Here is a 23,156-nt window from a genome sequence, read left to right as displayed (position 1 = left end):
ATGACCGGCCTACGGCCACACCACCGGTGCCTGCGCCCCGGTGGTGTGGCCGTTCGGCACTCTCAGCGCAGCGTGTAGAGATCCCCGAGCAGCGTGGTCGCCAGCAGTTCGCCGTCCGGTCCGATCGCGGTGCCGACCGCGAAACCTGATGCCCCCGGCAGGGATTCCTGATCCAGCGTGCTGCCGTCGGAGGTGTCGAAGACCAGCGCGGCGAGGCCGTCCGGAACCCGCACCACCGTGTACCCCACTCCGTCCGCGGCGACGGCCGGTGCGCCGAGCTGACGCACGTCGTCGCGTTCCCACAGGGATTCGGGGTGATCCCCGGCGTCGCGCAACGCCACGAGCGGACCGTCCGCGCCGCCCCCGGCGAGCAGGATCGTCCCGTCGGCCGTCACCGCCGGTCCCGTCGAGGTGACGAAACCCGGATCGTGGCTCCAGCGCGGCGAGCCCGTCGCGGCGTCGATCGCCCAGAGGGTGCCGTCGCCGTCGTGCACGTACACCGTCGCGCCGTCCGCGGAGAGCACCGGGCTCGTCACCGCCCCGCCCGGAAGGTCCGCGAGCGACCACTCCTCGGCGATGCGCGCGTCGTCACCGCCGGTGTAGCGCAACGCGACCAGTGCCGCCTGGTCCGTCCCCGGGCGCCACAGGGTGGCGAAGATGCGGTCCGTCGCCACGTCCACCGCGGGCGTCGTCGCGACCGGGCAGTCGGGGGAGCCGCCGAAGCACGCGGCCAGTCCGTGGTCGGGGGCCTGCCGGGGCACGTTCGTGCCGTCCTGCACACCCGGGATCGGCACCATGTCGTAGATCGGGGCGACGAGCCTGCCCGTCTGCGTATCGACGACGTTGACCTGACCGAAGTGCGTGACCACCAAGAGGTTTCCGTCACCGGTGAACTGTGCGCTGCGCGGTGTGCCGCTCACCGGGATACGCCAGCGGCGCTGCCCGTGCTCGTTGAACGAGTACAGACCGCCCTCCTCGCCGACATAGACGTTGGCGACGGTGTCGGCGACCGGCGTGACCACGCCGACGCCCGGCGCGAGACGCGTACACCAGCGTTTGCGGCCGGTGTCGATCTGGAACGCGAACAGATTGCAGCCGGCGTCGGTGGATGCGCTGACGAAGATCTGCCCGTTGGCGGCGATCGACGGCGGTGATCCGACCGCGCCGCCGACCGATCGGGTCCAGGCGACCGACACGTCCGAGAGTCCGTCCGCGACCGCGGTGCTGCTGTTGCGGGCGTCGGAATAGCGGCCCGGCCACGCTCCTTCGGAGAGGATGTCGATGGGTTCGTCCCCGCTTCCGCATCCGCTCAACGCGAGTGCTGCCGTCGTCGTCAGCACTGCAGTCCGCAGGACACCCCGCATCACACATCTCTCCTCAGGCCCGAAGGATACGGTCGGTCAGCCTATCGGGCCGGGCCCCGTGCTTTCCTCACGAGGCTGACCGTAGGCTGGCATGTTATGACGAGCATGTGGGGCGCACCGTTGCGCACGAGGTGGCGTGGTTCACGTCGCCGGGACGCCGACCAGGCGAAATTCCTGACCGTCGACTCGCTGCGGTGGGTGCTGGCCAACAAGGCGTACACACCCTGGTACCTGGTGCGGTACTACCGACTCGCGAAGTTCAAGCTTGCGAACCCGCACGTGATCCTGCGCGGCATGGTCTTCCTCGGCAAGAACGTCGAGATCCACTCGACGCCGGAACTGTCGCGGCTCGAGATCGGCAGATGGGTGCACATCGGTGACGGCAACGCCATCCGCTGTCACGAGGGGTCGCTGCGCATCGGCGACAAGGTCGTCTTCGGCAAGGACAACGTCGTCAACACCTACCTCGACATCGAGATCGGTGCGTCGACCCTCGTCGCGGACTGGTGCTACATCTGCGACTTCGACCACCGCACCGAGGACGTCACCTACCCGATCAAGGATCAGGGCATCGTCAAGAGCCCGGTGCGGATCGGGCCCGACACCTGGATCGCCGCGAAGGTCACCGTGCTGCGCGGTACCCGCGTCGGCCGCGGCTGCGTGCTCGGTGCGCACGCCGTGGTCAAGGGCGACATCCCGGACTACAGCATCGCCGTCGGATCCCCGGCCAAGGCCGTGAAGAACCGGAAGGCCGACTGGGAGGCCGGCGCTGCGCAGCGCGCCGAATACATCGCGGCGCTCGAGGACATCGCCCGCAAGAAGGCGGGCGACCTGCCGGAAGGCGCGGACGCCGGAGCCTGATCCGGTATCCGTCGTCGACGAGGGATGGTCGACGAGGGTGAGGGGAGCTGCGGGATGGACTACTGCGAGTACCGCCGTTACGACGCGGTGGGGTTGGCCGAACTCGTCGCCACCGGCCAGGTCGGCGCCGAGGAGCTGCTCGAGACGGCGATCGCGCGCCTGGACGCGGTCGAACCGGTCCTGAACACGGTGGTGTACCGGCTCGACGAGCGGGCCCGCACCCGCGCCAACGGCCGGCTCACCGGGCCGTTCGCCGGGGTTCCGTTCCTGGTGAAGGACCTCGCACAGGACGTGGTGGGCACACCGACCGGAAGCGGTAGTCGTGCCCTCGCCGCGCTGCCGGCCGCGCGCAACGCGCTCGTCGTCGACCGCTGGATCGACGCGGGGCTGGTCGTGTTCGGGAAGACGAACACCCCGGAGTTCGGGGCGAAGAACATCACCGAACCGGAGGCGAACGGGCCGACGCGCAATCCGTGGAACCCGGAGCACACGCCCGGCGGATCGTCGGGTGGTTCGGCCGCCGCGGTCGCGGCGGGGGTGGTGCCCGCCGCCGGCGCGAACGACGGCGGCGGGTCCATCCGGATCCCCGCCGCCTGCTGCGGACTCGTCGGGCTCAAACCGGGGCGCGGTGTGGTGCCCAGCGGCCCGGCCGTCGGCGAGTTGCTGCACGGCGCGGTGTCCAACGGGGTCGTCACTCGCACGGTCCGGGACGCGGCGGCGATGCTCGACGTCGTCGCCGGCCCCGACCCGACCGGTCCGTACCTCGGTGCCCGCGCCGAGGAGTCGTATGCGGCGATCGCGAGCCGCCCACCGCGGCAACTGCGCATCGGCTACGCGACCGCCTCGCCGCTCGGCACTCCCGTCGACCGGGAAGCGGTCGCGGCCGTCGACGACGCGATCGCGCTGCTCGACGAGCTCGGGCACCACGTCGAACCCGCCGAGACCGGTATCGACGAGCGGCGCCTCGCGACGGACTTCCTGACGATGTGGTTCGCCTCGCTCGCGCAGGATGTCGACGATGCTCGTCGCCGGACCAATTGCGGCCCGGACGGATTCGAACTCGACACCCGTGTCCTCGCGGCCGTCGGCCGGTCGGTGTCGGCACCGGATTACCTTGCGGCCCTTCAGCGGTGGAACGGTTACACGCAGCAGCTCGTGGCCTTCCACGAGCGCTACGACCTGCTCCTCACACCGACGCTGGCGTCGCCGCCGATCCGCATCGGCGAACTGACCACCCCGCCGATGGTCCGGATTCTGAGCCGGCTGATCGTCGCGGGCCGGCTCGGCCGTCTCGCGCGGCTCGGTGGTCTCCTGGACTCGATCGTCGACGACAACCTGGGTCGGACCCCCTACACGCAGCTGGCGAACATCACCGGGCGCCCGGCGATCTCGGTGCCGCTGTACATGACGCCCGACGGTCTACCGCTCGGGGTGCAGTTCGTCGCGCCGCTCGGTGGGGAAGGGTTGCTGCTCGCGCTCGCAGCGCAATTGGAACAGGCCCGGCCGTGGGCCGACCGGCAGCCGCCGCTCGCCCCGGCCTGACGGCCTCGTGCGCGGTTCCGGTGGCGGGGGCTACCGAAAACGCGCACGAGGCGCGGGTCATCCGCGATCAGGGAGTGGACGTTGCGGGATGCTCGGACGCGCCAGCGGATGCCGCACCCGCCGCTTGGCGCCCGCGTACACCTGGGCCGTCTCCTCGGCGACCTGCCGCCAGTCGAAGTCGTCGGTGAGCCGCGCGCGGGCAGCGCGTGCGCGTTCCTGGGCGGCGTCGGGGTCGTCGAGCAGTTCCCGCACCGCCGAGACGAGCCCGGCCACATCGCCCGGCTGGAACGACAGCCCGGTGACACCGTCGACGACGGCCTCGCCGAGACCCCCGGCGGTGGAGGCGACGAGCGGGGTGCCGGCGGCCGCGGCCTCGAGCGCGATGATCCCGAACGGCTCGTAGCGGCTCGGCAGCACGATCGCGTCGGCCCCGTGCAGCCAGCCGAGCAGTTCGGTGTGGTCGAGGTTGCCGAGGAAGGTCACCGACCGGGCGACCCGGTGGACGCGGGCCTGCTCGCGCAGCCATTCGAACTGAGTGCCTTCACCGGCGACGACGAGTGTCGTCCCCGGATGCGACCGCCGGATCTTCGGCAGCGCCGCGATCGCGTCCTGTACACCCTTCTCGTATTCGAGCCGTCCGACGAACAGCAGCCGCGCCGGACCGGTGCGGGGCTCGCGGTCGCGGTACGACCACGTGGTGACGTCGATGCCGTTGCGGATCACCGAGATCGACGGCAGATCCGGCCCGTACAGCTCCGCGACCTCGTCGCGCATCGAGGCGGAACACGTGATGAGCCAATCGGATTCGTTCGCCAGCCACCACTCGACCGAGTGCACCTGGCGGTTCATCTTCCCGGACAGCCAGCCGCTGTGCCGCCCGGCCTCGGTGGCGTGCAGGGTGGACACGAGCGGCACGTCGAAGTATTCGGCGAGCGCGATCGCGGGGTGCGCGACCAGCCAGTCGTGCGCGTGCACGACGTCGGGCGTCCAGCCCTCGCCGATGCCGCCCTTGCTCAGGCCGACACCCGCACGGACCATCGCGTGACCCATGGCCAGGGTCCAGCCGAGCATGTCCTCGCCGAAGTCGAAGTGCGGCGGGTCCTCGGCGACCGCGACCACCAGGACGCCCTCCGCGATGTGCGTGAGGGTGGGGTGGGTGGACGCGTCGGTTCCGGTGGGACGCCGGGACAGGACGACGACCTCGTGACCGGCCGCGGCGAGTTCGGTGGCCAGGTGGTGGACGTGGCGACCGAGTCCGCCGACGACGACCGGCGGGTACTCCCACGAGACGATGAGAATTCTCATGTCGGCTCTCCGTTCGGCAGTCGACGTGCGTCGAGTGCGGGGAACAGGTTGTCGGCGCGGTTCCAGCCGTCGGCGAGGCGCGCGGCCGCGTCGTGGCGGCCGGCCGCGACGGCGTCGGCGATCTCGCGCAGTGCGTGCGCGTGCTTGTGCGCGCGGTCGCGGGCGTATCCGGCGGCGGTGTCCTTGCTGACCATGAACGCCCAGTCGCTCGAGACCGCCATCAGCGCCTCGCGCAGCATCTGGTCGTGGACGCGGTTGCGCAGCGCGGGCAGACCGGGCGCGGCGGTGGCGCGGTCCTTGTCGAGGGTGTCGAGGGTGGTGCGGACGACCTCGTCGTTGAGTTGCACCAGGTCCTGGACCTGTTCGCCGGCCCAGACCCGCCAGTCCTTGCCGGATCCCCACGACGAGTCGGGGAGTTCGACGGGGGTGCCGACGTAGCCGCGGTCGCGGGCGTCGGCGAGAGTGCCGACCTCGATGCCGGCCTCGGGCAGCGCCCGTAGCAGCCGTTCCAGGAACAGTGGGCCCTCGTACCACCAGTGCCCGAACAGTTCGGTGTCGAACGCGGCGACGACGAGCGCGTCCCGGCCGATCCGGGCCGACTCGCTGCGCAGCCGTCTCCGGATGGTCTCGACGAAGTCGGCGACGTGCTTGTCGACGGTCGCGGATGCGAGATCCGGGTCGTAGGGCGCCTTTTCGTGCGAGGGCACGGTGCGGCCGGTGACCCGGGCGGGCTTGAGTCCGGTGTCGTGGCAGTAGGTGTGGAAGTCCCGGTACGCGGCGTGCCCGGGGTAGCCGGACTTCGGTGACCACACGCGGTAGGAGACCTGCAGATCGCGGCCGAACGCCACGACGTCGGAGTCCCACACCGTGCGGCCCAGGGAGGTGTCGCCGCGCAGGGCGGGTCCGTCGACCATGAAGTGCTCGACGCCGGCGGCGGCGTACCCGGTCTCCATCCCGGGGGTGAAGGCGCACTCGGGTCCCCAGATCCCCCGGGGGGTGTGCTGCCAGCGGGCCTGCGCGTCGTACAGACCTTCCGACAACGAGAACGCGCGCAGGCGCGGATCGAGCAACGGCTGGAAGGGATGGGCCAGCGGACCTCCGAGCAGTTCGATCGCGTCGGCGTCGATCAGTCCACGGATGACCGCGGAACCGCCGTGGCGCCAACGGGTTTCGAACTGTTCGAGCGCCTCGCCGGCGAGGCGGTGCTCGCGGGCGCCGAGGTCGCGGTACGACTGCTCGGCCATCCCGGCCGCTTCGTGGGCGCGCAACTGCCAGTTGCCGATCCAGTGGTGCATGCCGGTCAGGCAGTGCGGATCGTCCAGTTGGGCGGCGAGCACGGGCGTCACGCCGAGGGTGAGCAGCCGGGTGCGGCCTTCGGCGGCGAGCCGGTGCAGGACGTCGGTGACCGGCAGATACGTTGCGGCCCAGGACTGGTAGAGCCATTCCTCGCCGACGGGCCAACGCCCGTGATTGGCAAGCCACGGCAGGTGCGAGTGCAGCACGAGGGCGAACATGCCCGGTACGCGGGTGGTCACCGCGCTGGGTCCTTCACCGCGATGGCGACCAGATCCAGGCTCGCGTCGATGTTTTCGGGATCGAGGACGAAGTCGTCCACGGCGACGCCCGCGACGTCGGCGGTCAGATCGGCGGGCCACGGCTCGCCTGCCAGGGCGCGTTCGATCTGCGCGTCGATGAACGAGCCGCCGTGCTTGGCGTCGAGGGCGCGCAGCGCGGGGCCGTGGTGCACGCCGGTCATCAGTTCGACGCGGAAACCGGCCTCTACGAGCAGTTCGGTCAGTTCGGCGGCGTTCAGTTCGCGGGTGTGGAACGGGTTGAGCGGGGTGTCGCGGCCGGGGGAGAAGGTGATCCGGTTCGGGGTGCTCACCAGCAGTTCGCCGCCGGGGACGAGGACGCGGTGGCACTCGCGCAGGAATTGCGCCTGGTCCCAGAGGTGCTCGATGACCTGGAAATTGACGACCACGTCGACCGATTCGTCGTCGAGGGGCAGGTCGGCGAGGTTGCCCTGGCGGATGTCCACGCGCGGGTAGCGGGCGCGCACGTGGGCGACGGCGCTCTCGTCGTAGTCGAGTCCGATCACGCGCTGTGCGACGTCGGCGATCATGTCGGCGCCGTATCCCTCGCCGCAGCCGGCTTCGAGGACGGTTCGCCCGGTGCACCGCGCGAGCAGATCGCGGTAGACCACCTCGTGGCGACGGAACCAGTAGTTCTCCTCGGCGATGCCGGGGACGGTTCGCTCGCCGGTGAGGGGCAGTTGCTGCGCTTCGTCTGCGCGGACGGTGGAGTCGCTCACCGCCCAGAGACTAGACGTATCACTGTTCTCCCTGTTCGGGGTGGTCCACATCACAGGCCTCTCGTTCCCTTCGGGTGGTTATGGTGAACCGGATCTCTTGCCAAGTTACTGGTGGGTAACTTAGCGTGAGGTAATCTAACGCACACCCCGTGCGAAACACGAGTGCTCGGTCCAGGCAGTGCCTCGCCCGATCCCTAAAGCAGCGATACAACAGGAGGTCGACGTAGACCCATGACGAACATCGTCGTTTTGATCAAGCAGGTCCCCGACACGTGGTCCGAGCGCAAGCTCACCGACGGCGACTACACCCTCGACCGCGAGGCCGCGGACGCCGTGCTCGACGAGATCAACGAGCGGGCCGTCGAAGAGGCCCTGCTCATCAAGGAGCGCGACGGGGGCGAGGTCACCGTGCTCACCGCCGGTCCCGACCGGGCGACCGACGCGATCCGCAAGGCGCTGTCCATGGGCGCCGACAAGGCCATCCACCTCAACGACCCGGCCCTCCACGGCTCCGACGCCATCCAGACGGCGTACGCCCTGGCTGCCGCGCTCGGTCAGATCGAGGGTGTCGAGCTCGTCATCGCCGGTAACGAGGCCACCGACGGCCGCGTCGGCGCCGTCCCGGCGATCATCGCCGAATACCTCGGTCTTCCCCACCTGACGCACCTGCGCAAGCTCACCATCGCCGACGGCAAGGCCACCGGCGAGCGCGAGACCGACGAGGGCGTCTTCGGCCTCGAGGCATCCCTCCCGGCCATCGTCTCGGTCACCGAGAAGATCAACGAGCCGCGCTTCCCGTCCTTCAAGGGCATCATGGCCGCGAAGAAGAAGGAAGTTCAGACCCTCACGCTCGCCGACATCGGTCTCGACCCCGAGATCTTCGGCGTCGCCAACGCCGGCTCCACCGTCACCGGTGTCACCCCCAAGCCCGCGCGTACCGCTGGCGAGCGCGTCACCGACGAGGGTGACGGCGGCAGCAAGATCGCCGCATACCTCGTCGCCCAGAAGATCATCTGATCCGCGCCCACGCGAACACAGCAGACTTACCAAGGGAGAAAGAAGCAATGGCAGAAGTACTCGTGCTCGTCGAGCACGCCGAGGGCGCGCTGAAGAAGGTCAGCATCGAGCTCATCACCGCAGCGCGTGCGCTCGGTGAGCCCGCCGCCGTCGTCACCGGCCCCGCCGGCACCGCCGACAAGCTGCAGGACGCGCTCGCCGCGGCCGGCGCCGCCAAGGTCTACGCCGCCGAGTCCGACGACATCGACGGCTACCTGGTGACCCCGAAGGTCGACGTCCTGGCCTCGCTCGTCGAGTCCGTCGGCCCGGCCGCCGTGCTCACCGCCGCGAGCGTCGAGGGCAAGGAGGTGTCGGGCCGCCTCGCCGCGCGCATCGGCTCCGGCCTCCTCGTCGACGTCATCGAGGTCAAGTCCGACGGCTCCGCCGTCCACTCCATCTTCGGTGGCGCGTTCACCGTCGACGCCAAGGCCAACGGTGAGGTCCCGGTCATCTCCGTCCGCCCGGGTGCCGTCGAGGCGCAGCCGCAGGCCGGTGCCGCCGAGCGCGTCGCCGTCGAGGTTCCGGCTCAGGAAGAGTCCGCCGTCAAGATCACCTCGCGTGAGCCCGTCGTCGGCGGCGACCGCCCCGAGCTCACCGAGGCGTCGATCGTCGTCTCCGGTGGTCGCGGTGTCGGTTCGGCCGAGAAGTTCTCGGTCGTCGAGGAGCTCGCCGACTCGCTCGGTGCCGCCGTCGGTGCCTCGCGTGCCGCCGTCGACTCCGGCTACTACCCGGGCCAGTTCCAGGTCGGCCAGACCGGTAAGACGGTCTCGCCGCAGCTGTACGTCGCGCTCGGCATCTCCGGTGCCATCCAGCACCGCGCCGGCATGCAGACCTCGAAGACCATCGTCGCGGTCAACAAGGACGAAGAGGCCCCGATCTTCGAGATCGCGGACTACGGCGTCGTCGGCGACCTGTTCAACGTCGCGCCGCAGCTGACCGAGGCGATCAAGAAGCACAAGGGCTGATCCTTGTAGCTCCTCGTCGCTCGCGCGCAGCCCCGCTCCGGCATGCCGGAGCGGGGCTGCGGCGTATCGGGTGTCGGGATCGTCGGAAAGGTGTTCACCGCGCGTGCATCCCGGAGTCATCGCGGTGCCGCCGGGCGGCCGCCCCGGCCCGATACACCTGCACCATGACCACACCGTCGGTGCTCGCCCGTCCGCGTCTCGACCCCGCGCCGGTGCTGTCCGGACCGCGCTACTCCCTGTTCGTCTCCGCAGATCCGGAACACTTCGAGGCCGCGCAACGCCTGCGCCGCCGCGTGTTCTCCGCCGAACCCGGATTCCGGCTGCCGGCCGGAGCCGGTGATCTGGACGAGGACCGGTTCGACGCGTTCTGTGATCACCTGCTCGTCCACGACCGTCACACCGGCACCATCATCGGCTGCTACCGCATGCTGCCGCCCGATGCCGCCCGCGCCGCCGGGGGCTACTACACCGCGACCGAGTTCGACCTGACCGTGCTGGACCCGCACGGGCTCGGCGCGGTTGAGATGGGCCGCGCGTGCGTCGACCCGGCGCACCGCTCCGGGACGGTGCTCACGCTGATGTGGGCGGGCATCCTGCGATACCTGGAACTTACCGGCCACACCTGGGTCTTCGGGTGCGTGTCGGTTCCGATGCGTGCCCACCCCGGCGAGGTTCACGGCGCCAACGTCCTCGCGGTTCGCGACGTCCTTCTCACCCGCCACGCCGCGACGCCCGGGCACCGGGTGCGGCCGCTGCGTCCGGTGCCGGCGACCGACCGGGCCGCCCGCGCCGTGCTGCCCCCGCTGCTGCGCGGATATCTGCGGCTGGGGGCCCGGATCTGCGGCGAACCCGCCCACGACCCGGACTTCGGGGTCGCCGACTTCGTGGCGCTGCTGAACCTCCACGACGCGGACGCTCGCTACCTGGCGAGGCTGCGCAGCGCCGCGGAGCAGGCCGATCGCGTCGCGGCGGTCCCGGCGTGAGTGTCCGGACCCACCCCTGGATGCCCTCCAGTCCGTGCGACACGAGTTGCCTTCCGCGCGACCCGGATCGTGTGAGTCTTCTCACATGCGCGGGGCGGTGGCTGGTCGTGCTCGTCGTCCTGGCCGCGGTGCCGGTCCTCGCCGCAGGACGCCTGCTGCCCGCCGCCGCTCGCGTCGCGTTGGTGCGGGGCTGTGCGCGGGCGTTGCTGCGCTGCGCGGGCGTGCGGCCGACGCTCACCGACCTGCGCGACGACGCCGAGACCGGACGCGGGTCGGGCGTGCTCGTCGTCGCTCCGCACGTGTCCTGGATCGACGTTCTGGTGCTCACCGCGATCGCGCCGTCCGGATTCGTCGCCCGCGCCGACCTACTCGGCTGGGGTGTGCTCGGGACGCTCGCGCGGCGTATGCGGGTCATCCCCATCGAGCGCGAGAACCTGCGCGAGCTGCCGGAGGTCGTCGCCGGGATCCGCACCCGCCTGCAGCTCGGTGACCGTGTCACGGTGTTCCCGGAGGGCACCACGTGGTGTGGGCGGGCGCACGGCCGCTTCCGGGCTGCGCTGTTCCAGGCCGCCGTCGACGCCGGATGTCCCGTCCAGCCGGTGCGATTGCGCTATCTCGGCCGCGCCGGCGCGGTCGCGACCGCGCCCGCGTTCGTCGGCGACGACACGATCGGTGAGGCGATCCGCCGGATGCTGTGGCACCGGGGCACCGTGGCCGACGTCGTGCTCGCACCCCTCGAGCCGCCCGGCACCGACCGTCGCGCGCTGGCGGCGCGCTGCGAACGTGCGGTACGAGGCGAGCCGGGTGAGATGCCGGTCACGGTTGCGGCTGCGGCCGCGGGCTAGCGAGCGGTCGGGGACCGACCCGGCACCCGCTATCCTGGACCGGTCATGACCTCGCCCACCGCCGGCGCATCCGGCTCACCGAAGACCGTCTACCTCGACCACGCCGCGACCACCCCGATGCTGCCTGCGGCGATCGAGGCGATGACGCAGGTCTTCGCGACGGTCGGCAACGCCTCGTCGCTGCACGGTTCCGGCCGCGCCGCGCGCCGCCGCATCGAGGAGGCCCGCGAGTCCATCGCCGCCGATCTCGGGGCCCGTCCGTCCGAGGTGCTGTTCGTCTCCGGCGGCACCGAGGGCGACAACCTCGCGGTCAAGGGCATCTTCTGGGGCCGCCGGGCGCAGGACCCGCGCCGGAACCGGGTGATCGCGAGCGCGGTCGAACACCATGCCGTGCTCGACGCGGTCGAGTGGCTCGTCGAACACGAGAATGCCGAGGTGACGTGGCTGCCCGTCGACGCGGACGGGCGCGTCGATCCCCAGACGCTGCGGGCCGCACTGTCCGAGCACGCCGACGAGACCGCGCTGGTGACGATCATGTGGGCCAACAACGAGGTCGGCACCGTGATGCCGATCCCCGAACTCGCCGCGGTCGCCGCCGAGTTCGACGTGCCGATGCACAGCGACGCGGTGCAGGCCGTGGCGCATCTGCCCGTCGATTTCGCGGCGAGCGGCCTGTCCGCCATGACGGTCGCGGCGCACAAGTTCGGGGGCCCGCAGGGTGTCGGTGCGCTGCTGCTGGGCCGCCAGGTGCCGTGCGTGCCGCTGGCCCACGGCGGCGGGCACGAACGCGACATCCGCTCGGGCACGCAGGACACCGCCTCGATCGTCGGCATGGCCGCGGCGCTGCACGCGGCGGTCACCGAACTCGACGCGACCACTGCCCGACTCGCTGCGCTGCGTGATGCGCTCGTCGCCGGCATCGAGGACGTGATCCCCGAAGCGATCCTCAACGGACCGCGCGGCGCGAACCGTCTGCCCGGCAATGTGCACTTCACTTTCCCCGGCTGCGAAGGGGATTCGCTGTTGATGCTGCTCGATGCGGCGGGAATCGAGTGCTCGACCGGTTCGGCCTGCACGGCCGGTGTCGCCCGGGCCAGCCACGTGCTGATCGCGATGGGAGCCGATCCGCGCATCGCACGCGGTTCGTTGCGATTCTCGTTGGGGCACACCTCGACTCGTGCCGACGTGGACGCGGTGATCGCGGCTCTGCCGCAGGTGGTGGAACGGGCGCGCGCCGCCGGATTGGCGAGCGCTGCCGGTCGTGGAGGTGACGGACGATGAGGATTCTCGCGGCGATGAGCGGCGGTGTGGACTCGGCGGTGGCCGCGGCCCGCGCCGTCGATGCCGGACACGAGGTCGTCGGTGTGCATCTGGCGCTGTCGACGGCGCCGGGCACGCTGCGCACGGGTTCGCGCGGCTGCTGCTCGAAGGAGGACGCCGGTGACGCCCGGCGTGCCGCCGACGTGCTCGGAATCCCCTTCTACGTCTGGGATTTCGCCGATCGCTTCAAGGAAGACGTGATCGACGACTTCGTCGCGTCGTATGCGGCGGGACAGACCCCGAACCCGTGCCTGCGGTGCAACGAGAAGATCAAGTTCTCGGCGCTCGCGGACAGGGCGGTCGCACTCGGCTTCGACGCCGTCGCCACCGGCCACTACGCCCAGCTGAACGACGGGGTGCTGCGCCGTGCCGTCGACGCCGACAAGGACCAGTCGTACGTGCTCGCGGTGCTCACCGCCGAGCAGCTCTCGCGGGCGATGTTCCCGGTCGGGGACACCCCCAAGGAGCTGATCCGTGCCGAGGCCGCCGAGCGTGGGCTGGCCGTCGCGAACAAGCCGGACAGCCACGACATCTGCTTCATCCCGTCGGGTGACACCCGCGCGTTCCTCGGTGCCCGCATCGGCGTGCGGCCCGGCAAGGTCGTCGACGCGGACTCCGGAGCGGTGCTCGCCGAACACGAAGGCGTGCACGGATTCACGATCGGCCAGCGCAAGGGGCTCGGCATCGCCGGACCCGGACCGGACGGCCGTCCCCGCTACGTGACCCAGATCGACCCGGACAGCGGCACCGTGAAGGTGGGCTCGGCCGAGCAGCTGCAGGTGCGCTCGATCACCGCCGAACGTGCGGTGTGGACCTCGGGCGTCGCCCCGGAGGGACCGATCGAGTGCGTCGTGCAGGTCCGTGCCCACGGAGGGATCGCCCCCGCGGTCGCCGAGGCGGTCGGCACCGGCATCGAGATCTCGCTGCGCGAGCCGCTCACGGGTGTCGCCGCAGGTCAGGCCGCCGTGCTCTACCGGCCGGATCCGGCCGGGGACATCGTCGTGGGCAGCGGCACCATCGCCGCCGCCGACGGCTGGTGACCGCGGCCCCGGAAGGTCCCGGAAGCTGGGCGGGCATCGGGACCGGAATCGGATCGTGGCCCGGCGTCGACGCGCGTGAATCCGCGGCGGTGATCCTCGGTGAGCTCGCCGCGCTCCCGCACCTGGTCGAACTGCCCGCCCGCGGACTCGGGGCGGACATGATCGGGCGGGCGAGCGCGCTGCTGGTGGATCTGCACCTCGACGGCACCACCACCGGCTACCGGCTCACCGGTCGTCGCGGCACGATCGCCGCCCGCGCCGAGGATCTGCTGAACCAGGATCTCGACGCGTTCGAAGAGGCCTGGGAGAACGCGGGTCTCGGCCCCGGCCACACGGTGAAGGTGCAGTCGGCCGGTCCGCTGACACTCGCCGCGCACACCGAACTGGCCACCGGCCGCCGCGTCCTCACCGATCCCGGTGCGGTACGCGACCTTTCCGAATCGCTGGGGGAGGGCCTGTCCCGGCACGCCGCCGAGGTCACCCGGCGGACCGGAGCCACGGTCGTCGTCCAGCTCGACGAACCGGCCCTGCCGGACGTACTCGCCGGAACCCTCACGGGCAGAACGATTCTCGAATCCGTCGCGGCGATGCCCGAACCGGAGACCCAGCACGTGCTGGACACGACGATCGAGGCGACGCGCCGGTCGGTCGCCGTGCACTGCTGCGGCGGGACCGTGCCGACCGGGCTGCTGCGGGCGAGCGCCGCGGACGCGGTCGCGCTGGATGTCGCCCGGGTGTCGGCCGCCGACCTCGACGGCATCGGCGAGCTCCTCGACTCCGGCACCACCCTGCTGCTCGGCCTGATCCCCACGACCGCGCCGGCCACACCGCCGACGTGGCGGCAGGTCGCGGCACCGGCGGTGACCTTGATCGACCGGCTCGGCTTCCCCCGAGCGGCCCTGCGCTCGGTCGCGGTGACCCCCGCCTGCGGGCTGGCCGGGGCCGACCCGGAGTGGGCGCGCACCGCGCTGCGCCTGACCCGTGACGTGGCCGCGGCGTTCACCGAGGACCCGGAATCCCTCTGATCACCCGGGCAGAGCGACCGGGAACTGTCGGCGACCTCGACTAGGCTTGCGGGCTGTGAGTGAATCGACGGACGCTGTGGGTGAAGCGACGAGCGCAGAGGGTGAATCGACGAGCGCAGCCGTCACCGCACCTCCCGAGGCCCGCGAGCGCTGGCAACAGCTCGCCGAGGAAGTGCGCGAGCATCAGTTCCGCTACTACGTGCGCGACGCCCCGATCATCTCCGACGGCGCGTTCGACCAGCTGCTCGGCGAACTGAACGCGCTCGAGGAGCAGTATTCGGAGCTGCGCACGCCGGATTCCCCGACCCAGCTCGTCGGCGGCGGCTTCGCGACCGACTTCACCGCCGTCGACCACCTCGAGCGGATGCTCAGCCTCGACAACGTCTTCACCGAGGACGAACTGCGCGGCTGGCTCGCCCGTGTCGAGTCCGAGGCCGGCAGCAACCTGCACTACCTCTGCGAGGTCAAGATCGACGGCGTCGCCCTGAACCTCGTGTACGAGAACGGCAAACTCGTGCGCGCGGCGACCCGCGGCGACGGCCGCACCGGGGAAGAGGTCACGCTCAACGCGCTGACCATCGACGACATCCCGGAACGGATCACGGGCACCGACGATTTCTCGGTCCCGAGCGTGCTCGAGGTGCGCGGCGAGGTGTTCTTCCGCCTCGAGGACTTCCAGGCACTCAACGCGAGCCTCGTCGCGGAAGGCAAGGCGCCGTTCGCGAATCCGCGCAACTCCGCCGCGGGCTCGCTGCGGCAGAAGAACCCCGCGGTCACCGCCAAGCGGCGGCTCGGGATGATCTGCCACGGTTTCGGGCGCCTCGAAGGCTTCGAACCGACCACCCAGTCCGAGGCGTACACCGCGCTCGCGGCGTGGGGTCTGCCGGTCTCCCCGCACACCCTCCGCGTGCAGGGCGCCGACGCGGTCGTCGAGCGGATGAAGTACTGGGGCGAGCACCGGCACGATGTCGAGCACGAGATCGACGGTCTCGTCGTCAAGGTCGACGAGATGTCGCTGCAACGGCGCCTCGGCGCGACCTCCCGCGCGCCCCGCTGGGCGATCGCCTACAAGTACCCGCCCGAAGAGGTCACCACCAAACTCCTCGACATCCGCGTCAGCGTCGGCCGCACCGGCCGCGTCACCCCCTTCGCGTACATGGAACCGGTGACGGTCGCGGGATCGACGGTGTCGCTGGCGACGCTGCACAACGCGTCCGAGGTGGCCCGCAAGGGCGTGCTCATCGGTGACACCGTGGTGCTGCGCAAGGCGGGTGACGTGATTCCGGAGGTGCTCGGTCCGGTCGTCGACCTGCGCGACGGCACCGAGCGCGAATTCGTGATGCCCACCGAATGTCCCGAGTGCGGAACGCCTCTCGCGCCGGCGAAGGAATCCGACGTCGACCTGCGGTGCCCGAATCAGCAGTTCTGTCCGGCGCAGCTGCGCGAACGCGTCTTCCATGTGGCCGGGCGCGGCGCGTTCGACATCGAGGCGCTCGGCTACGAGGCGTCGACGGCTCTGATCAACTCCGGTGCGATCGGCAACGAGGGCGATCTGTTCGCGCTCACCGCCGAGGACCTGATGACCACATCGATCTTCCGAACCACCAAGGGCGCACTGTCGAAGAACGGCGAGCGGCTGCTCGAGAATCTCGAACGCGCGAAGGACAAGCCGCTGTGGCGCGTGCTCGTCGCACTGTCCATCCGGCACGTCGGACCCACCGCGGCGCGGGCGCTGGCCACCGAATTCGGCAGCCTCGAACGGATCCGGAACGCGTCGGTGGAAGAACTCGCTGCCGTCGAGGGGGTCGGACCGACCATCGCCGCGTCGGTCGACGAGTGGTTCAAGGTGGACTGGCACCGCGAGATCGTCGACAAGTGGGCGGCCGCCGGTGTCCGCATGGAGGACGAACGCGACCATTCGATCGAGCGGACTCTCGAGGGACTGTCGATCGTCGTCACCGGCAGCCTCGAAGGGTTCTCCCGTGACCAGGCGAAGGAGGCCATCCTGTTGCGGGGCGGGAAGGCCGCCGGCTCGGTGTCGAAGAAGACCGCCTTCGTCGTGATCGGCGACGCCCCCGGATCGAAGGCCGACAAGGCTGCCGAGCTGGGCGTTCCGATCCTCGACGAGGCCGGGTTCCGGAAACTGCTCGAGTTCGGTCCGGACGCGGTGACGGGCACGGGCGAGGACACCGGCGACGACCGAGTGTGGTGAGGATCGCGTTCCGGTGTTTTGGGCGGCCGCGGGATCGGCTGTCATAGTGCACAAATGATCGAAATCAGGCGTGTGAGCCCGGACGAGTACGAGACCGTCGGCGACCTCACCGTCGACGTGTACGTCGGCGGCGGCTTCGTCGAACCCGACGATCCGTATGTGACGCGGCTGCGCGACACGGCCACCCGCGACGCTCAGGGCGAGGTCGTCGTCGCGGTCGCGGACGGCGAGATCGTCGGATCGCTGACCCTGGCCGAACCGAAGTCGCGCCTCGCGGACATCGCGGAAGAGGACGAACTCGAACTGCGGATGCTCGCGGTCGCACCGGCCGCGCGCCGCCGCGGAGTCGGATCGGCCCTCGTCCGGCACGCCCTCGACACCGCGTACGAGCGCGGGGACCGCGCCGTGGTGATCTCGACCGAACCGGCCATGGTCGACGCCCGCCGCATCTACGACCGCAACGGATTCGTCCCGGTCGCCGAGCGCAACTGGGTGCCGGTGCCCGGTGTCGAGCTGACCGCGATGGTGCGCGAACTGGTCTGACCCCGTTCGCCCGGCGTCACCCCAGAACGGTGCCGATGATGCCGGCGAGGTAGCCGAGCCGGGCCACCTCGGACGGCCGGAACTCCGGTCCACCCGGCCGTCCGAGCATGAGTACCCGGGTGGGGGAGCCGAGCGGTGCGGCGGCGAGTGTCGTGTCCATCTGCCGCCACACCGCGGGAACCCACGCGGCTTCGTGGTCGAGCAGCTGCGGCTTCTCGAGCGGCATCCAGGGCAGGTTCAGTGCGTGGGTCTCCGGGGCGCCGGGACTGCCCGCGACCCGGTAGGGGCCCTTCGGGCCGACGGCGATCACCGTGGCCCAGCCGACGCGCAGCACGCGCGGCGCACCGTCGGCGAGGATCTGGAGCCGGCCGTCGCGCGCGGTGGCGACCTGGTCGATCAGTTCGAGTTCGCGGTGGGTGTCGAGCATGCCCGCGTACGGCCGGATGGAGTCGACGGTGACGCCGTCGAGCGCTTCGGCGGCGGTGATCAGCGTGTCGGGAAGTTTGCCGGGCTCGACGTCGACGACGAGATCGTCGATGGCGAAGTCGGCGCCGCGTTCGACGACATCGAGCGACAGGATGTCCGCGCCGACCGATCCGAGGGCTACGGCGAGCGCGCCGAGGCTACCGGGTCGATCGGGTAGCTGGACACGCAGCAGGTACGACACGTGCGTCCTTTCACCTATGGGCCGATTCGAGGGCACGCCGATGGCCGGCGCGCTGCATGGTGAGGCCGCACAGGCGACCCCCGACTGCGACCATCCTGTCACCTTCGAGGCCTGTTCGGTGCGCAGATTCCGGACGAAACGGGCGGCGTCATTGCAAATCCGCCGGTCGCGGGCGGGCGTGAAACACGATTGATACGCGCGTTTCGCGTCCCCGAAACGAATCGGCCCCGTCCCGGGGTCGCACAGGAGGCCGAACCGGGCACGCACTACGCTGGATGCGACGTTCGTTCTCCCATGAAAGGGGTCACCGAAGGTGCCTGCCATCTCCCGTGACGAGGTCGCACACCTCGCCCGGTTGTCCCGGCTCGCGCTGTCCGACGCCGAACTCGACGAGTTCGCCGGCCAGCTGGATTCGATCCTCAGCCACGTCAAGGCGGTGTCGGAAGTGGCCGCGGACGACGTGGCGCCGATGGCCAACCCGAACGCGGTGACCAACGTGACCCGACCCGACGTCGTGGTGCCGGGCCTCAGCCCGGAGGAAGCGCTCTCGGGTGCACCGGTCGTCGAGGAGGGCCGTTTCTCGGTTCCCCAGATCCTGGGAGAGGGCGAATGAGCAGCGAACTGACCCGCCTGTCCGCCGCCGACCTGGCGTCGCGGATCCACGCCGGCGAGGTGTCCTCCGTCGAGGTCACCCAGGCCCACCTCGACCGCATCGGCGAGGTCGACGGCGAGTACCACGCGTTCCTGCACGTCGCCGGTGAGCAGGCGCTCGCCGCGGCCGCCGAGGTCGACCGCGCGGTCGCCGCCGGCGAGGCTCCGGCCTCCCCGCTCGCGGGTGTGCCGCTCGCCCTCAAGGACGTGTTCACCACCACCGACATGCCCACGACGTGCGCGTCGAAGATCCTCGAGGGCTGGATCGCGCCCTACGACGCGACGTTGACCACCAAGCTGCGGCAGGCCGGGATCCCGATCCTCGGCAAGACCAACATGGACGAGTTCGCGATGGGCTCGTCCACCGAGAACTCCGCGTACGGCCCGACCCGCAATCCGTGGGACACCACCCGCATCCCGGGCGGATCCGGCGGTGGCTCGGCCGCGGCGCTCGCGTCGTACCAGGCCCCGCTCGCGATCGGCACCGACACCGGCGGCTCGATCCGTCAGCCCGCCGCCGTCACCGCGACCGTCGGCACCAAGCCCACCTACGGCACCGTGTCCCGCTACGGGCTGGTCGCGTGCGCGTCGTCGCTGGACCAGGGCGGCCCGTGCGGCCGTACCGTCCTCGACACCGCGCTGCTGCACGAGGTCATCGCCGGGCACGATCCGCGCGATTCCACTTCCGTCGACGCACCGGTCCGCCCGGTCGTGGAGGCCGCCCGCCAGGGCGCTGCCGGCGACCTGAAGGGCCTGCGCGTCGGTGTGGTCAAGGAACTGCACTCGGAGAGCTACCAGCCCGGCGTCATCGCCTCGTTCGACGCTGCGGTCGAGACCCTGACCAAGCTCGGCGCCGAGGTCGTGGAGGTGTCCTGCCCGCACTTCGAGTACGCGCTGGCGTCCTACTACCTGATCCTGCCCTCCGAGGTCTCCTCGAACCTCGCGCGTTTCGACGCGATGCGGTACGGCCTGCGTGTCGACGACGGCACCATGAGCGCCGAGCAGGTCATGGCCGCCACCCGCGCCGCCGGTTTCGGCAAGGAAGTCAAGCGGCGCATCATGATCGGCACCTACGCGCTGTCGTCGGGCTACTACGACGCCTACTACGGCCAGGCCCTCAAGGTCCGCACGCTCATCGCACAGGACTTCGACAAGGCCTACGAGCAGGTCGACGTCCTGGTGTCGCCGACGAGCCCGTTCACGCCGTGGAAGATCGGCGAGAAGGTCGACGATCCGCTGGCGATGTACCTGTCCGACCTGTGCACGCTGCCGACCAACCTGGCCGGCCACTGCGCGATGTCGGTGCCGTCCGGCCTGTCCGCCGACGACGGTCTGCCCGTCGGCCTGCAGATCATGGCTCCGGCACTCGCCGACGAGCGTCTCTACCGCGTCGGCGCGGCCTTCGAGGCTGCGCGCGGCCCGGTCCTCGTCTGACCCGAACCAGCCACAGCGGGCCCGGAACCGTACGGTTCCGGGCCCGTCGTGGTTCCGCCTGCGTGACCGCGTCCCGTCTGCCACTATGGGATGCATTGTCCGCGAAGGGGGATCGCGTGAACCAGGTGGAGCTTTCGGCGGGGACCATCGAATACGAGGACACCGGTGGCGACGGCCCGGTGCTGGTGTTCATCCACGGGCTGCTCATGGACGGGTCCGGATGGCGGCACGTCGTCGAGGAATTGCGGGGAAGATACCGGTGCATCGTGCCGACCTGGCCGCTCGGTTCGCACCGGACACCGATGCACCCGGACGCGGACCTGACGCTCATCGGAATGGGCCACCTGATCGGGGAATTCCTCGACACCCTCGACCTGCACGAGGTGACGCTGGTCCAGAACGACTGGGGCGGCGCCCAGATCTTCCTCGCCGTCGGCAATCCCGAGCGCGTGTCCCGGCTCGTGCTCACCGCCTGCGAGGCGTTCGACAACTATCCACCCGGACCCGTCAAGCTGCTGCTCCCGCTGGTTCGTCTGCCCGGCGGATTCCGCGTGCTGATGACGGTGCTGGGCACCAAGCTGGGACGGCGCGGTCCCGGCACGTGGGGATGGATGAGCAAACGACCTGTGCCCGACGAGATCTACGACGCCTGGTTCGGGCCGGCCGCGGTCGATCGCGACGTGCGGCGCGATCTCGCGAAATACGCGTTGTCCGCGCCGCCGAAGCGAGAACTGCTCGACCTCGCCGCGAAGTCGGCGGAGTTCGCCGGGCCGGTGCTGATCGTGTGGGCGACCGAGGACCGGATGATGCCCCGCGACCACGGACGTCGTCTCGCCGGGCTCTTCCCGGACTCCCGCCTCGTCGAGATCGACGACAGTTACACATTGCTGGCCGAGGACCAGCCGGAGAAGCTCACCGAGGCGATCGGGGACTTCCTGGCGGCGACCGGCACCTAGGGAGCGCATCGGGCCTGGTCCGGCCCGTAGCGGTGCCCGTGACCCGGTGCCGCATCCAGCGCGAACAGCAGGTCCACCGTCGTCTGCAGGAAGCCGATCACCGGCAGCCAGGCGGGCAGCGGGGCGTCGACGCGGGCGCGGGACAGGTCCGGCGGGGACCACAGCAGCGACGGCCGCCACCGGATCACCGGGTCCGAGGAGTTCGCCAGCACGGTCCCGCCGTCCGGTCGCACCGAGCCCGCGGGCGGACCGGTCCACAAGGCCTCGCAGGGTCCCGGCGCGGCGGGCCCGTCGAACGCGGCACCGGCACCGACCGCTCCGAGGCTCTGCCCGTACACGTGCAGCTGCGGCCGATCCACCGGATCGAGTGTGTCCAGATGCGAACGGACCGCGTCCACCAGCGCCGTGGCCGCGTCGATCGCGGCGTCGCGGTCGAGCACGAACGTCACCCAGCTCGGTGCCGACGAGTACTGCATCGCGACGAACGCCACGTCGTCGCCGTAGGCGGATTCGAAGCCGGCCAGCGCGTTCGCGTCGATCCACCCGGAACCGGTCGGCACCGCCACCACCAGGTGCCCGCGATCGAATCCGCCGGCCCGGTCGAGTTCCCGCACCGCGAGCGCGGCCCGTGCCGGCGGATCCGGGGCCGAATCCACACCGACGTAGGTGCGAATCGCCTGGCCGGCGTTGTCGAGAGCGACGAAGCGGCGGCCCTGCTCGCCGAGGGTGTCCCACGGCACCAGCGACTGCGGTGCGCCCGACACTCCGGCCGGGAGCCGCGACGGCGGGAGGGAGGCTGCGGCCGTCGGTGCGAATCCGGTTGCGGCGGTGTATCCGGCGAGGGCGATGATGCCGGCCGCCGCCAGTGCCCGCGCCGGCCCGATGCGACGAATCCGTGCGGTGACACCGAGAGCGAGAGCCACGATCAGCGCGGCGGTGGTCACGACGACCGCCCAGTGTGAGGCGCCGACGGGAGGGACGCCCATCGTGTCCCGCAGCCCGTTCTGCCAGCGGTCCGCGGCGAGGGTCGCCGCGCCGCACAGCGCGGCCGCCACACCGACCGCACCCCACCTGGCCGGGACCGACGCGACGGGCGGCGCGATCCGGAATCTCTCGCGAATCGTCCGGCCCATCGCGAGCAGTGCGAGGCCGCACAGCACGGACACGGCGGTGACGGCGGCCTGGACGACCGCGGGCCTCGGCAGCAGCGACGGGGCCAGCGAGATGCAGACTGCGACGGTCGTCGCCGTCGTCGTCGCGACGCGCGGGCAGATCGCTGTCGATGCGTACGTCGAAAGATGATGGGACCGTGGGATTTCGAGAACCGCTGCGCTCATGACCGCACCCGCAGTCCTGCGGCTCCGGCCGCAGCGGCCGTGCCCAGCCCGAGCAGGATCGGCAGCGGCGATTCCGGACTCGGTGCCCGATACTGCTGCCGCCACGAATTGATCCGCACCGCAACGGATGCGACCTCCGCGGCGATCACGCAGCCCGGTGCGGCGTCGGGCTCCGTCGCGCAGGCCTCGCGCAGGTCCCGCGTCAAGTTTTGGTCCAGCGCGCGGCGCGCATCCGGCCCGAGTTCGCCGCCGGCGTCGCGGGCGAACCGCAGCCGGTCGTACCCGAGATCGTGAGTGCGACAGGCCGGTTCGAACACCCCCGGCAAGGGCACCGGTGACGAGCACGAACCCTGTGGATCGCTGAGTCGCTCGCCCGAGACTCCGGGTTCGCGAACCGGGCTGTAGCGCATCGCCGCCTCGAAGTCCGGCGGGAACGCGGCGCTCGCGGTGTCGGTGTCACCCGATCCGAGCGCGACCACGGCGGCCGCAGCGGCGGGATGCTCGGCGGTGGACCGGTCCTGCGCTCCCGGCGACCCGGCGGCACCCACCCAGACGTATGCGGCGAGAACACCGACGGCCGTGGCGGCTCGGGCTCTCGCGGATCCGATGATCATGAACGCCGACGCTAGGAACGCGGTACCGATGTCCGGATCACACGACGGACCGGTTCGCCGCGGACCACCCGATACCGGGGTAGCAGCGAGATCTCACTCCACGGTATGAGGACAGACGAGGCTGC

Annotated in this window: 21 protein-coding genes; 14 read left to right on the top strand and 7 right to left on the bottom strand. The window is 70.9% G+C overall.

Features of this window, described 5'->3' with window-relative positions:
* Positions 1-62: 62 nt before the first annotated feature.
* Positions 63-1,364 carry an outer membrane protein assembly factor BamB family protein gene (locus ACWDTS_RS06875; RefSeq protein ID WP_248673376.1) on the bottom strand — a complete coding sequence of 434 codons (1,302 nt, stop codon included), beginning with the start codon at positions 1,362-1,364 and terminating at the stop codon, positions 63-65.
* 96 nt (positions 1,365-1,460) lie between these two features.
* Between ACWDTS_RS06875 and ACWDTS_RS06870 the strand changes: the two genes are divergently transcribed.
* The gene (locus tag ACWDTS_RS06870) at positions 1,461-2,225 is read left to right on the top strand and encodes an acyltransferase (RefSeq protein ID WP_197251313.1); all 765 of its coding nucleotides are present in this window, start codon (positions 1,461-1,463) and stop codon (positions 2,223-2,225) included.
* 54 nt (positions 2,226-2,279) lie between these two features.
* A complete protein-coding gene (locus ACWDTS_RS06865) occupies positions 2,280-3,767 on the top strand; it encodes an amidase (protein ID WP_450117857.1) in 1,488 nt (495 codons plus the stop codon).
* Between the two features lie 57 nt (positions 3,768-3,824).
* Here ACWDTS_RS06865 and ACWDTS_RS06860 read toward each other — a convergent pair whose 3' ends face one another.
* Genes ACWDTS_RS06860 through ACWDTS_RS06850 form a run of 3 tightly spaced genes read right to left on the bottom strand, consistent with a single transcriptional unit; the run spans position 3,825 to position 7,434 of the window.
* Positions 3,825-5,072 carry a glycosyltransferase family 4 protein gene (locus ACWDTS_RS06860; protein ID WP_197251311.1) on the bottom strand — a complete coding sequence of 416 codons (1,248 nt, stop codon included), beginning with the start codon at positions 5,070-5,072 and terminating at the stop codon, positions 3,825-3,827.
* Positions 5,069-6,586, bottom strand: coding sequence for a 1,4-alpha-glucan branching protein domain-containing protein (locus tag ACWDTS_RS06855; RefSeq protein ID WP_197251343.1), 1,518 nt, complete (start codon positions 6,584-6,586; stop codon positions 5,069-5,071). Before ACWDTS_RS06855 ends, ACWDTS_RS06860 begins: the two co-directional genes overlap by 4 nt.
* Before the next feature lie 17 nt (positions 6,587-6,603).
* A complete protein-coding gene (locus tag ACWDTS_RS06850; protein ID WP_450117884.1) occupies positions 6,604-7,434 on the bottom strand; it encodes a class I SAM-dependent methyltransferase in 831 nt (276 codons plus the stop codon).
* Positions 7,435-7,614: 180 nt separating this feature from the next.
* Between ACWDTS_RS06850 and ACWDTS_RS06845 the strand changes: the two genes are divergently transcribed.
* The 9 genes from ACWDTS_RS06845 to ACWDTS_RS06805 all read left to right on the top strand — a co-directional run bounded on the left by ACWDTS_RS06845 (position 7,615) and on the right by ACWDTS_RS06805 (position 17,372).
* Complete coding sequence (locus tag ACWDTS_RS06845; protein WP_197251310.1) at positions 7,615-8,400, top strand: electron transfer flavoprotein subunit beta/FixA family protein; 786 nt, start codon at positions 7,615-7,617, stop codon at positions 8,398-8,400.
* A 47-nt stretch (positions 8,401-8,447) separates the two neighbouring features.
* A complete protein-coding gene (locus tag ACWDTS_RS06840; protein ID WP_197251309.1) occupies positions 8,448-9,404 on the top strand; it encodes an electron transfer flavoprotein subunit alpha/FixB family protein in 957 nt (318 codons plus the stop codon).
* Between the two features lie 164 nt (positions 9,405-9,568).
* Entirely contained in the window at positions 9,569-10,387 is an 819-nt protein-coding gene (locus ACWDTS_RS06835) for a GNAT family N-acetyltransferase (RefSeq protein ID WP_450117856.1), read from the top strand.
* A 71-nt stretch (positions 10,388-10,458) separates the two neighbouring features.
* The gene (locus tag ACWDTS_RS06830; protein WP_450108005.1) at positions 10,459-11,232 is read left to right on the top strand and encodes a lysophospholipid acyltransferase family protein; all 774 of its coding nucleotides are present in this window, start codon (positions 10,459-10,461) and stop codon (positions 11,230-11,232) included.
* A 45-nt stretch (positions 11,233-11,277) separates the two neighbouring features.
* The gene (locus ACWDTS_RS06825; RefSeq protein ID WP_450108006.1) at positions 11,278-12,513 is read left to right on the top strand and encodes a cysteine desulfurase family protein; all 1,236 of its coding nucleotides are present in this window, start codon (positions 11,278-11,280) and stop codon (positions 12,511-12,513) included.
* Entirely contained in the window at positions 12,510-13,592 is a 1,083-nt protein-coding gene (gene mnmA / locus ACWDTS_RS06820) for a tRNA 2-thiouridine(34) synthase MnmA (RefSeq protein ID WP_450117855.1), read from the top strand. The genes ACWDTS_RS06825 and mnmA overlap by 4 nt, the downstream gene beginning before the upstream one ends.
* A complete protein-coding gene (locus ACWDTS_RS06815) occupies positions 13,589-14,617 on the top strand; it encodes a methionine synthase (RefSeq protein WP_450108008.1) in 1,029 nt (342 codons plus the stop codon). Before mnmA ends, ACWDTS_RS06815 begins: the two co-directional genes overlap by 4 nt.
* Before the next feature lie 76 nt (positions 14,618-14,693).
* Positions 14,694-16,829 carry an NAD-dependent DNA ligase LigA gene (gene ligA, locus ACWDTS_RS06810; protein ID WP_450117883.1) on the top strand — a complete coding sequence of 712 codons (2,136 nt, stop codon included), beginning with the start codon at positions 14,694-14,696 and terminating at the stop codon, positions 16,827-16,829.
* A gap of 54 nt (positions 16,830-16,883) precedes the next feature.
* Positions 16,884-17,372: a GNAT family N-acetyltransferase gene (locus tag ACWDTS_RS06805; RefSeq protein WP_450108009.1), complete on the top strand. Its 489-nt coding sequence runs from the start codon at positions 16,884-16,886 to the stop codon at positions 17,370-17,372.
* Between the two features lie 16 nt (positions 17,373-17,388).
* Here ACWDTS_RS06805 and ACWDTS_RS06800 read toward each other — a convergent pair whose 3' ends face one another.
* Positions 17,389-18,039 carry an amino acid-binding protein gene (locus ACWDTS_RS06800; RefSeq protein WP_450108010.1) on the bottom strand — a complete coding sequence of 217 codons (651 nt, stop codon included), beginning with the start codon at positions 18,037-18,039 and terminating at the stop codon, positions 17,389-17,391.
* 313 nt (positions 18,040-18,352) lie between these two features.
* On the opposite strand from ACWDTS_RS06800, the gene gatC reads away from it, so the two are divergent.
* From gatC to ACWDTS_RS06785, 3 genes are all read left to right on the top strand, one after another.
* Positions 18,353-18,652 (top strand): Asp-tRNA(Asn)/Glu-tRNA(Gln) amidotransferase subunit GatC, encoded by a 300-nt coding sequence (gene gatC, locus ACWDTS_RS06795; RefSeq protein WP_450108011.1) that lies wholly within the window; start codon positions 18,353-18,355, stop codon positions 18,650-18,652.
* On the top strand, positions 18,649-20,124 hold the full coding sequence (gatA, locus tag ACWDTS_RS06790) for an Asp-tRNA(Asn)/Glu-tRNA(Gln) amidotransferase subunit GatA (protein ID WP_450108012.1): 1,476 nt from the start codon (positions 18,649-18,651) through the stop codon (positions 20,122-20,124). The genes gatC and gatA overlap by 4 nt, the downstream gene beginning before the upstream one ends.
* 116 nt (positions 20,125-20,240) lie before the next feature.
* Positions 20,241-21,080 carry an alpha/beta fold hydrolase gene (locus ACWDTS_RS06785; RefSeq protein ID WP_450108013.1) on the top strand — a complete coding sequence of 280 codons (840 nt, stop codon included), beginning with the start codon at positions 20,241-20,243 and terminating at the stop codon, positions 21,078-21,080.
* Here the strand turns inward: ACWDTS_RS06785 and ACWDTS_RS06780 are convergent.
* Positions 21,077-22,417: an alpha/beta-hydrolase family protein gene (locus tag ACWDTS_RS06780; RefSeq protein WP_450117854.1), complete on the bottom strand. Its 1,341-nt coding sequence runs from the start codon at positions 22,415-22,417 to the stop codon at positions 21,077-21,079. The two genes, ACWDTS_RS06785 and ACWDTS_RS06780, sit on opposite strands and share 4 nt — an antisense overlap.
* Positions 22,414-23,031, bottom strand: coding sequence for a hypothetical protein (locus ACWDTS_RS06775; RefSeq protein ID WP_450117853.1), 618 nt, complete (start codon positions 23,029-23,031; stop codon positions 22,414-22,416). Before ACWDTS_RS06775 ends, ACWDTS_RS06780 begins: the two co-directional genes overlap by 4 nt.
* Positions 23,032-23,156: the final 125 nt, after the last annotated feature.

The sequence above is a fragment of the Rhodococcus sp. NPDC003383 genome (assembly GCF_053589115.1).
This window is presented reverse-complemented; position numbering and strand designations above follow the sequence as displayed.

What these genes read in the sequence shown, in the direction of transcription:
- ACWDTS_RS06870 (WP_197251313.1), top strand. Translation starts at nt 1,461, where the DNA reads ATGACGAGCATGTGGGGCGCACCGTTGCGCACGAGGTGGCGTGGTTCA.
- ACWDTS_RS06835 (WP_450117856.1), top strand. Translation starts at nt 9,569, where the DNA reads ATGACCACACCGTCGGTGCTCGCCCGTCCGCGTCTCGACCCCGCGCCG.
- ACWDTS_RS06840 (WP_197251309.1), top strand. Translation starts at nt 8,448, where the DNA reads ATGGCAGAAGTACTCGTGCTCGTCGAGCACGCCGAGGGCGCGCTGAAG.
- mnmA (WP_450117855.1), top strand. Translation starts at nt 12,510, where the DNA reads ATGAGGATTCTCGCGGCGATGAGCGGCGGTGTGGACTCGGCGGTGGCC.
- ACWDTS_RS06775 (WP_450117853.1), bottom strand. Translation starts at nt 23,031, where the DNA reads ATGATCATCGGATCCGCGAGAGCCCGAGCCGCCACGGCCGTCGGTGTT.
- ACWDTS_RS06855 (WP_197251343.1), bottom strand. Translation starts at nt 6,586, where the DNA reads ATGTTCGCCCTCGTGCTGCACTCGCACCTGCCGTGGCTTGCCAATCAC.
- ACWDTS_RS06875 (WP_248673376.1), bottom strand. Translation starts at nt 1,364, where the DNA reads ATGCGGGGTGTCCTGCGGACTGCAGTGCTGACGACGACGGCAGCACTC.
- ACWDTS_RS06850 (WP_450117884.1), bottom strand. Translation starts at nt 7,434, where the DNA reads ATGTGGACCACCCCGAACAGGGAGAACAGTGATACGTCTAGTCTCTGG.
- ACWDTS_RS06825 (WP_450108006.1), top strand. Translation starts at nt 11,278, where the DNA reads ATGACCTCGCCCACCGCCGGCGCATCCGGCTCACCGAAGACCGTCTAC.
- ACWDTS_RS06860 (WP_197251311.1), bottom strand. Translation starts at nt 5,072, where the DNA reads ATGAGAATTCTCATCGTCTCGTGGGAGTACCCGCCGGTCGTCGTCGGC.
- gatA (WP_450108012.1), top strand. Translation starts at nt 18,649, where the DNA reads ATGAGCAGCGAACTGACCCGCCTGTCCGCCGCCGACCTGGCGTCGCGG.
- ACWDTS_RS06805 (WP_450108009.1), top strand. Translation starts at nt 16,884, where the DNA reads ATGATCGAAATCAGGCGTGTGAGCCCGGACGAGTACGAGACCGTCGGC.
- ACWDTS_RS06865 (WP_450117857.1), top strand. Translation starts at nt 2,280, where the DNA reads ATGGACTACTGCGAGTACCGCCGTTACGACGCGGTGGGGTTGGCCGAA.
- ACWDTS_RS06845 (WP_197251310.1), top strand. Translation starts at nt 7,615, where the DNA reads ATGACGAACATCGTCGTTTTGATCAAGCAGGTCCCCGACACGTGGTCC.
- ACWDTS_RS06780 (WP_450117854.1), bottom strand. Translation starts at nt 22,417, where the DNA reads ATGAGCGCAGCGGTTCTCGAAATCCCACGGTCCCATCATCTTTCGACG.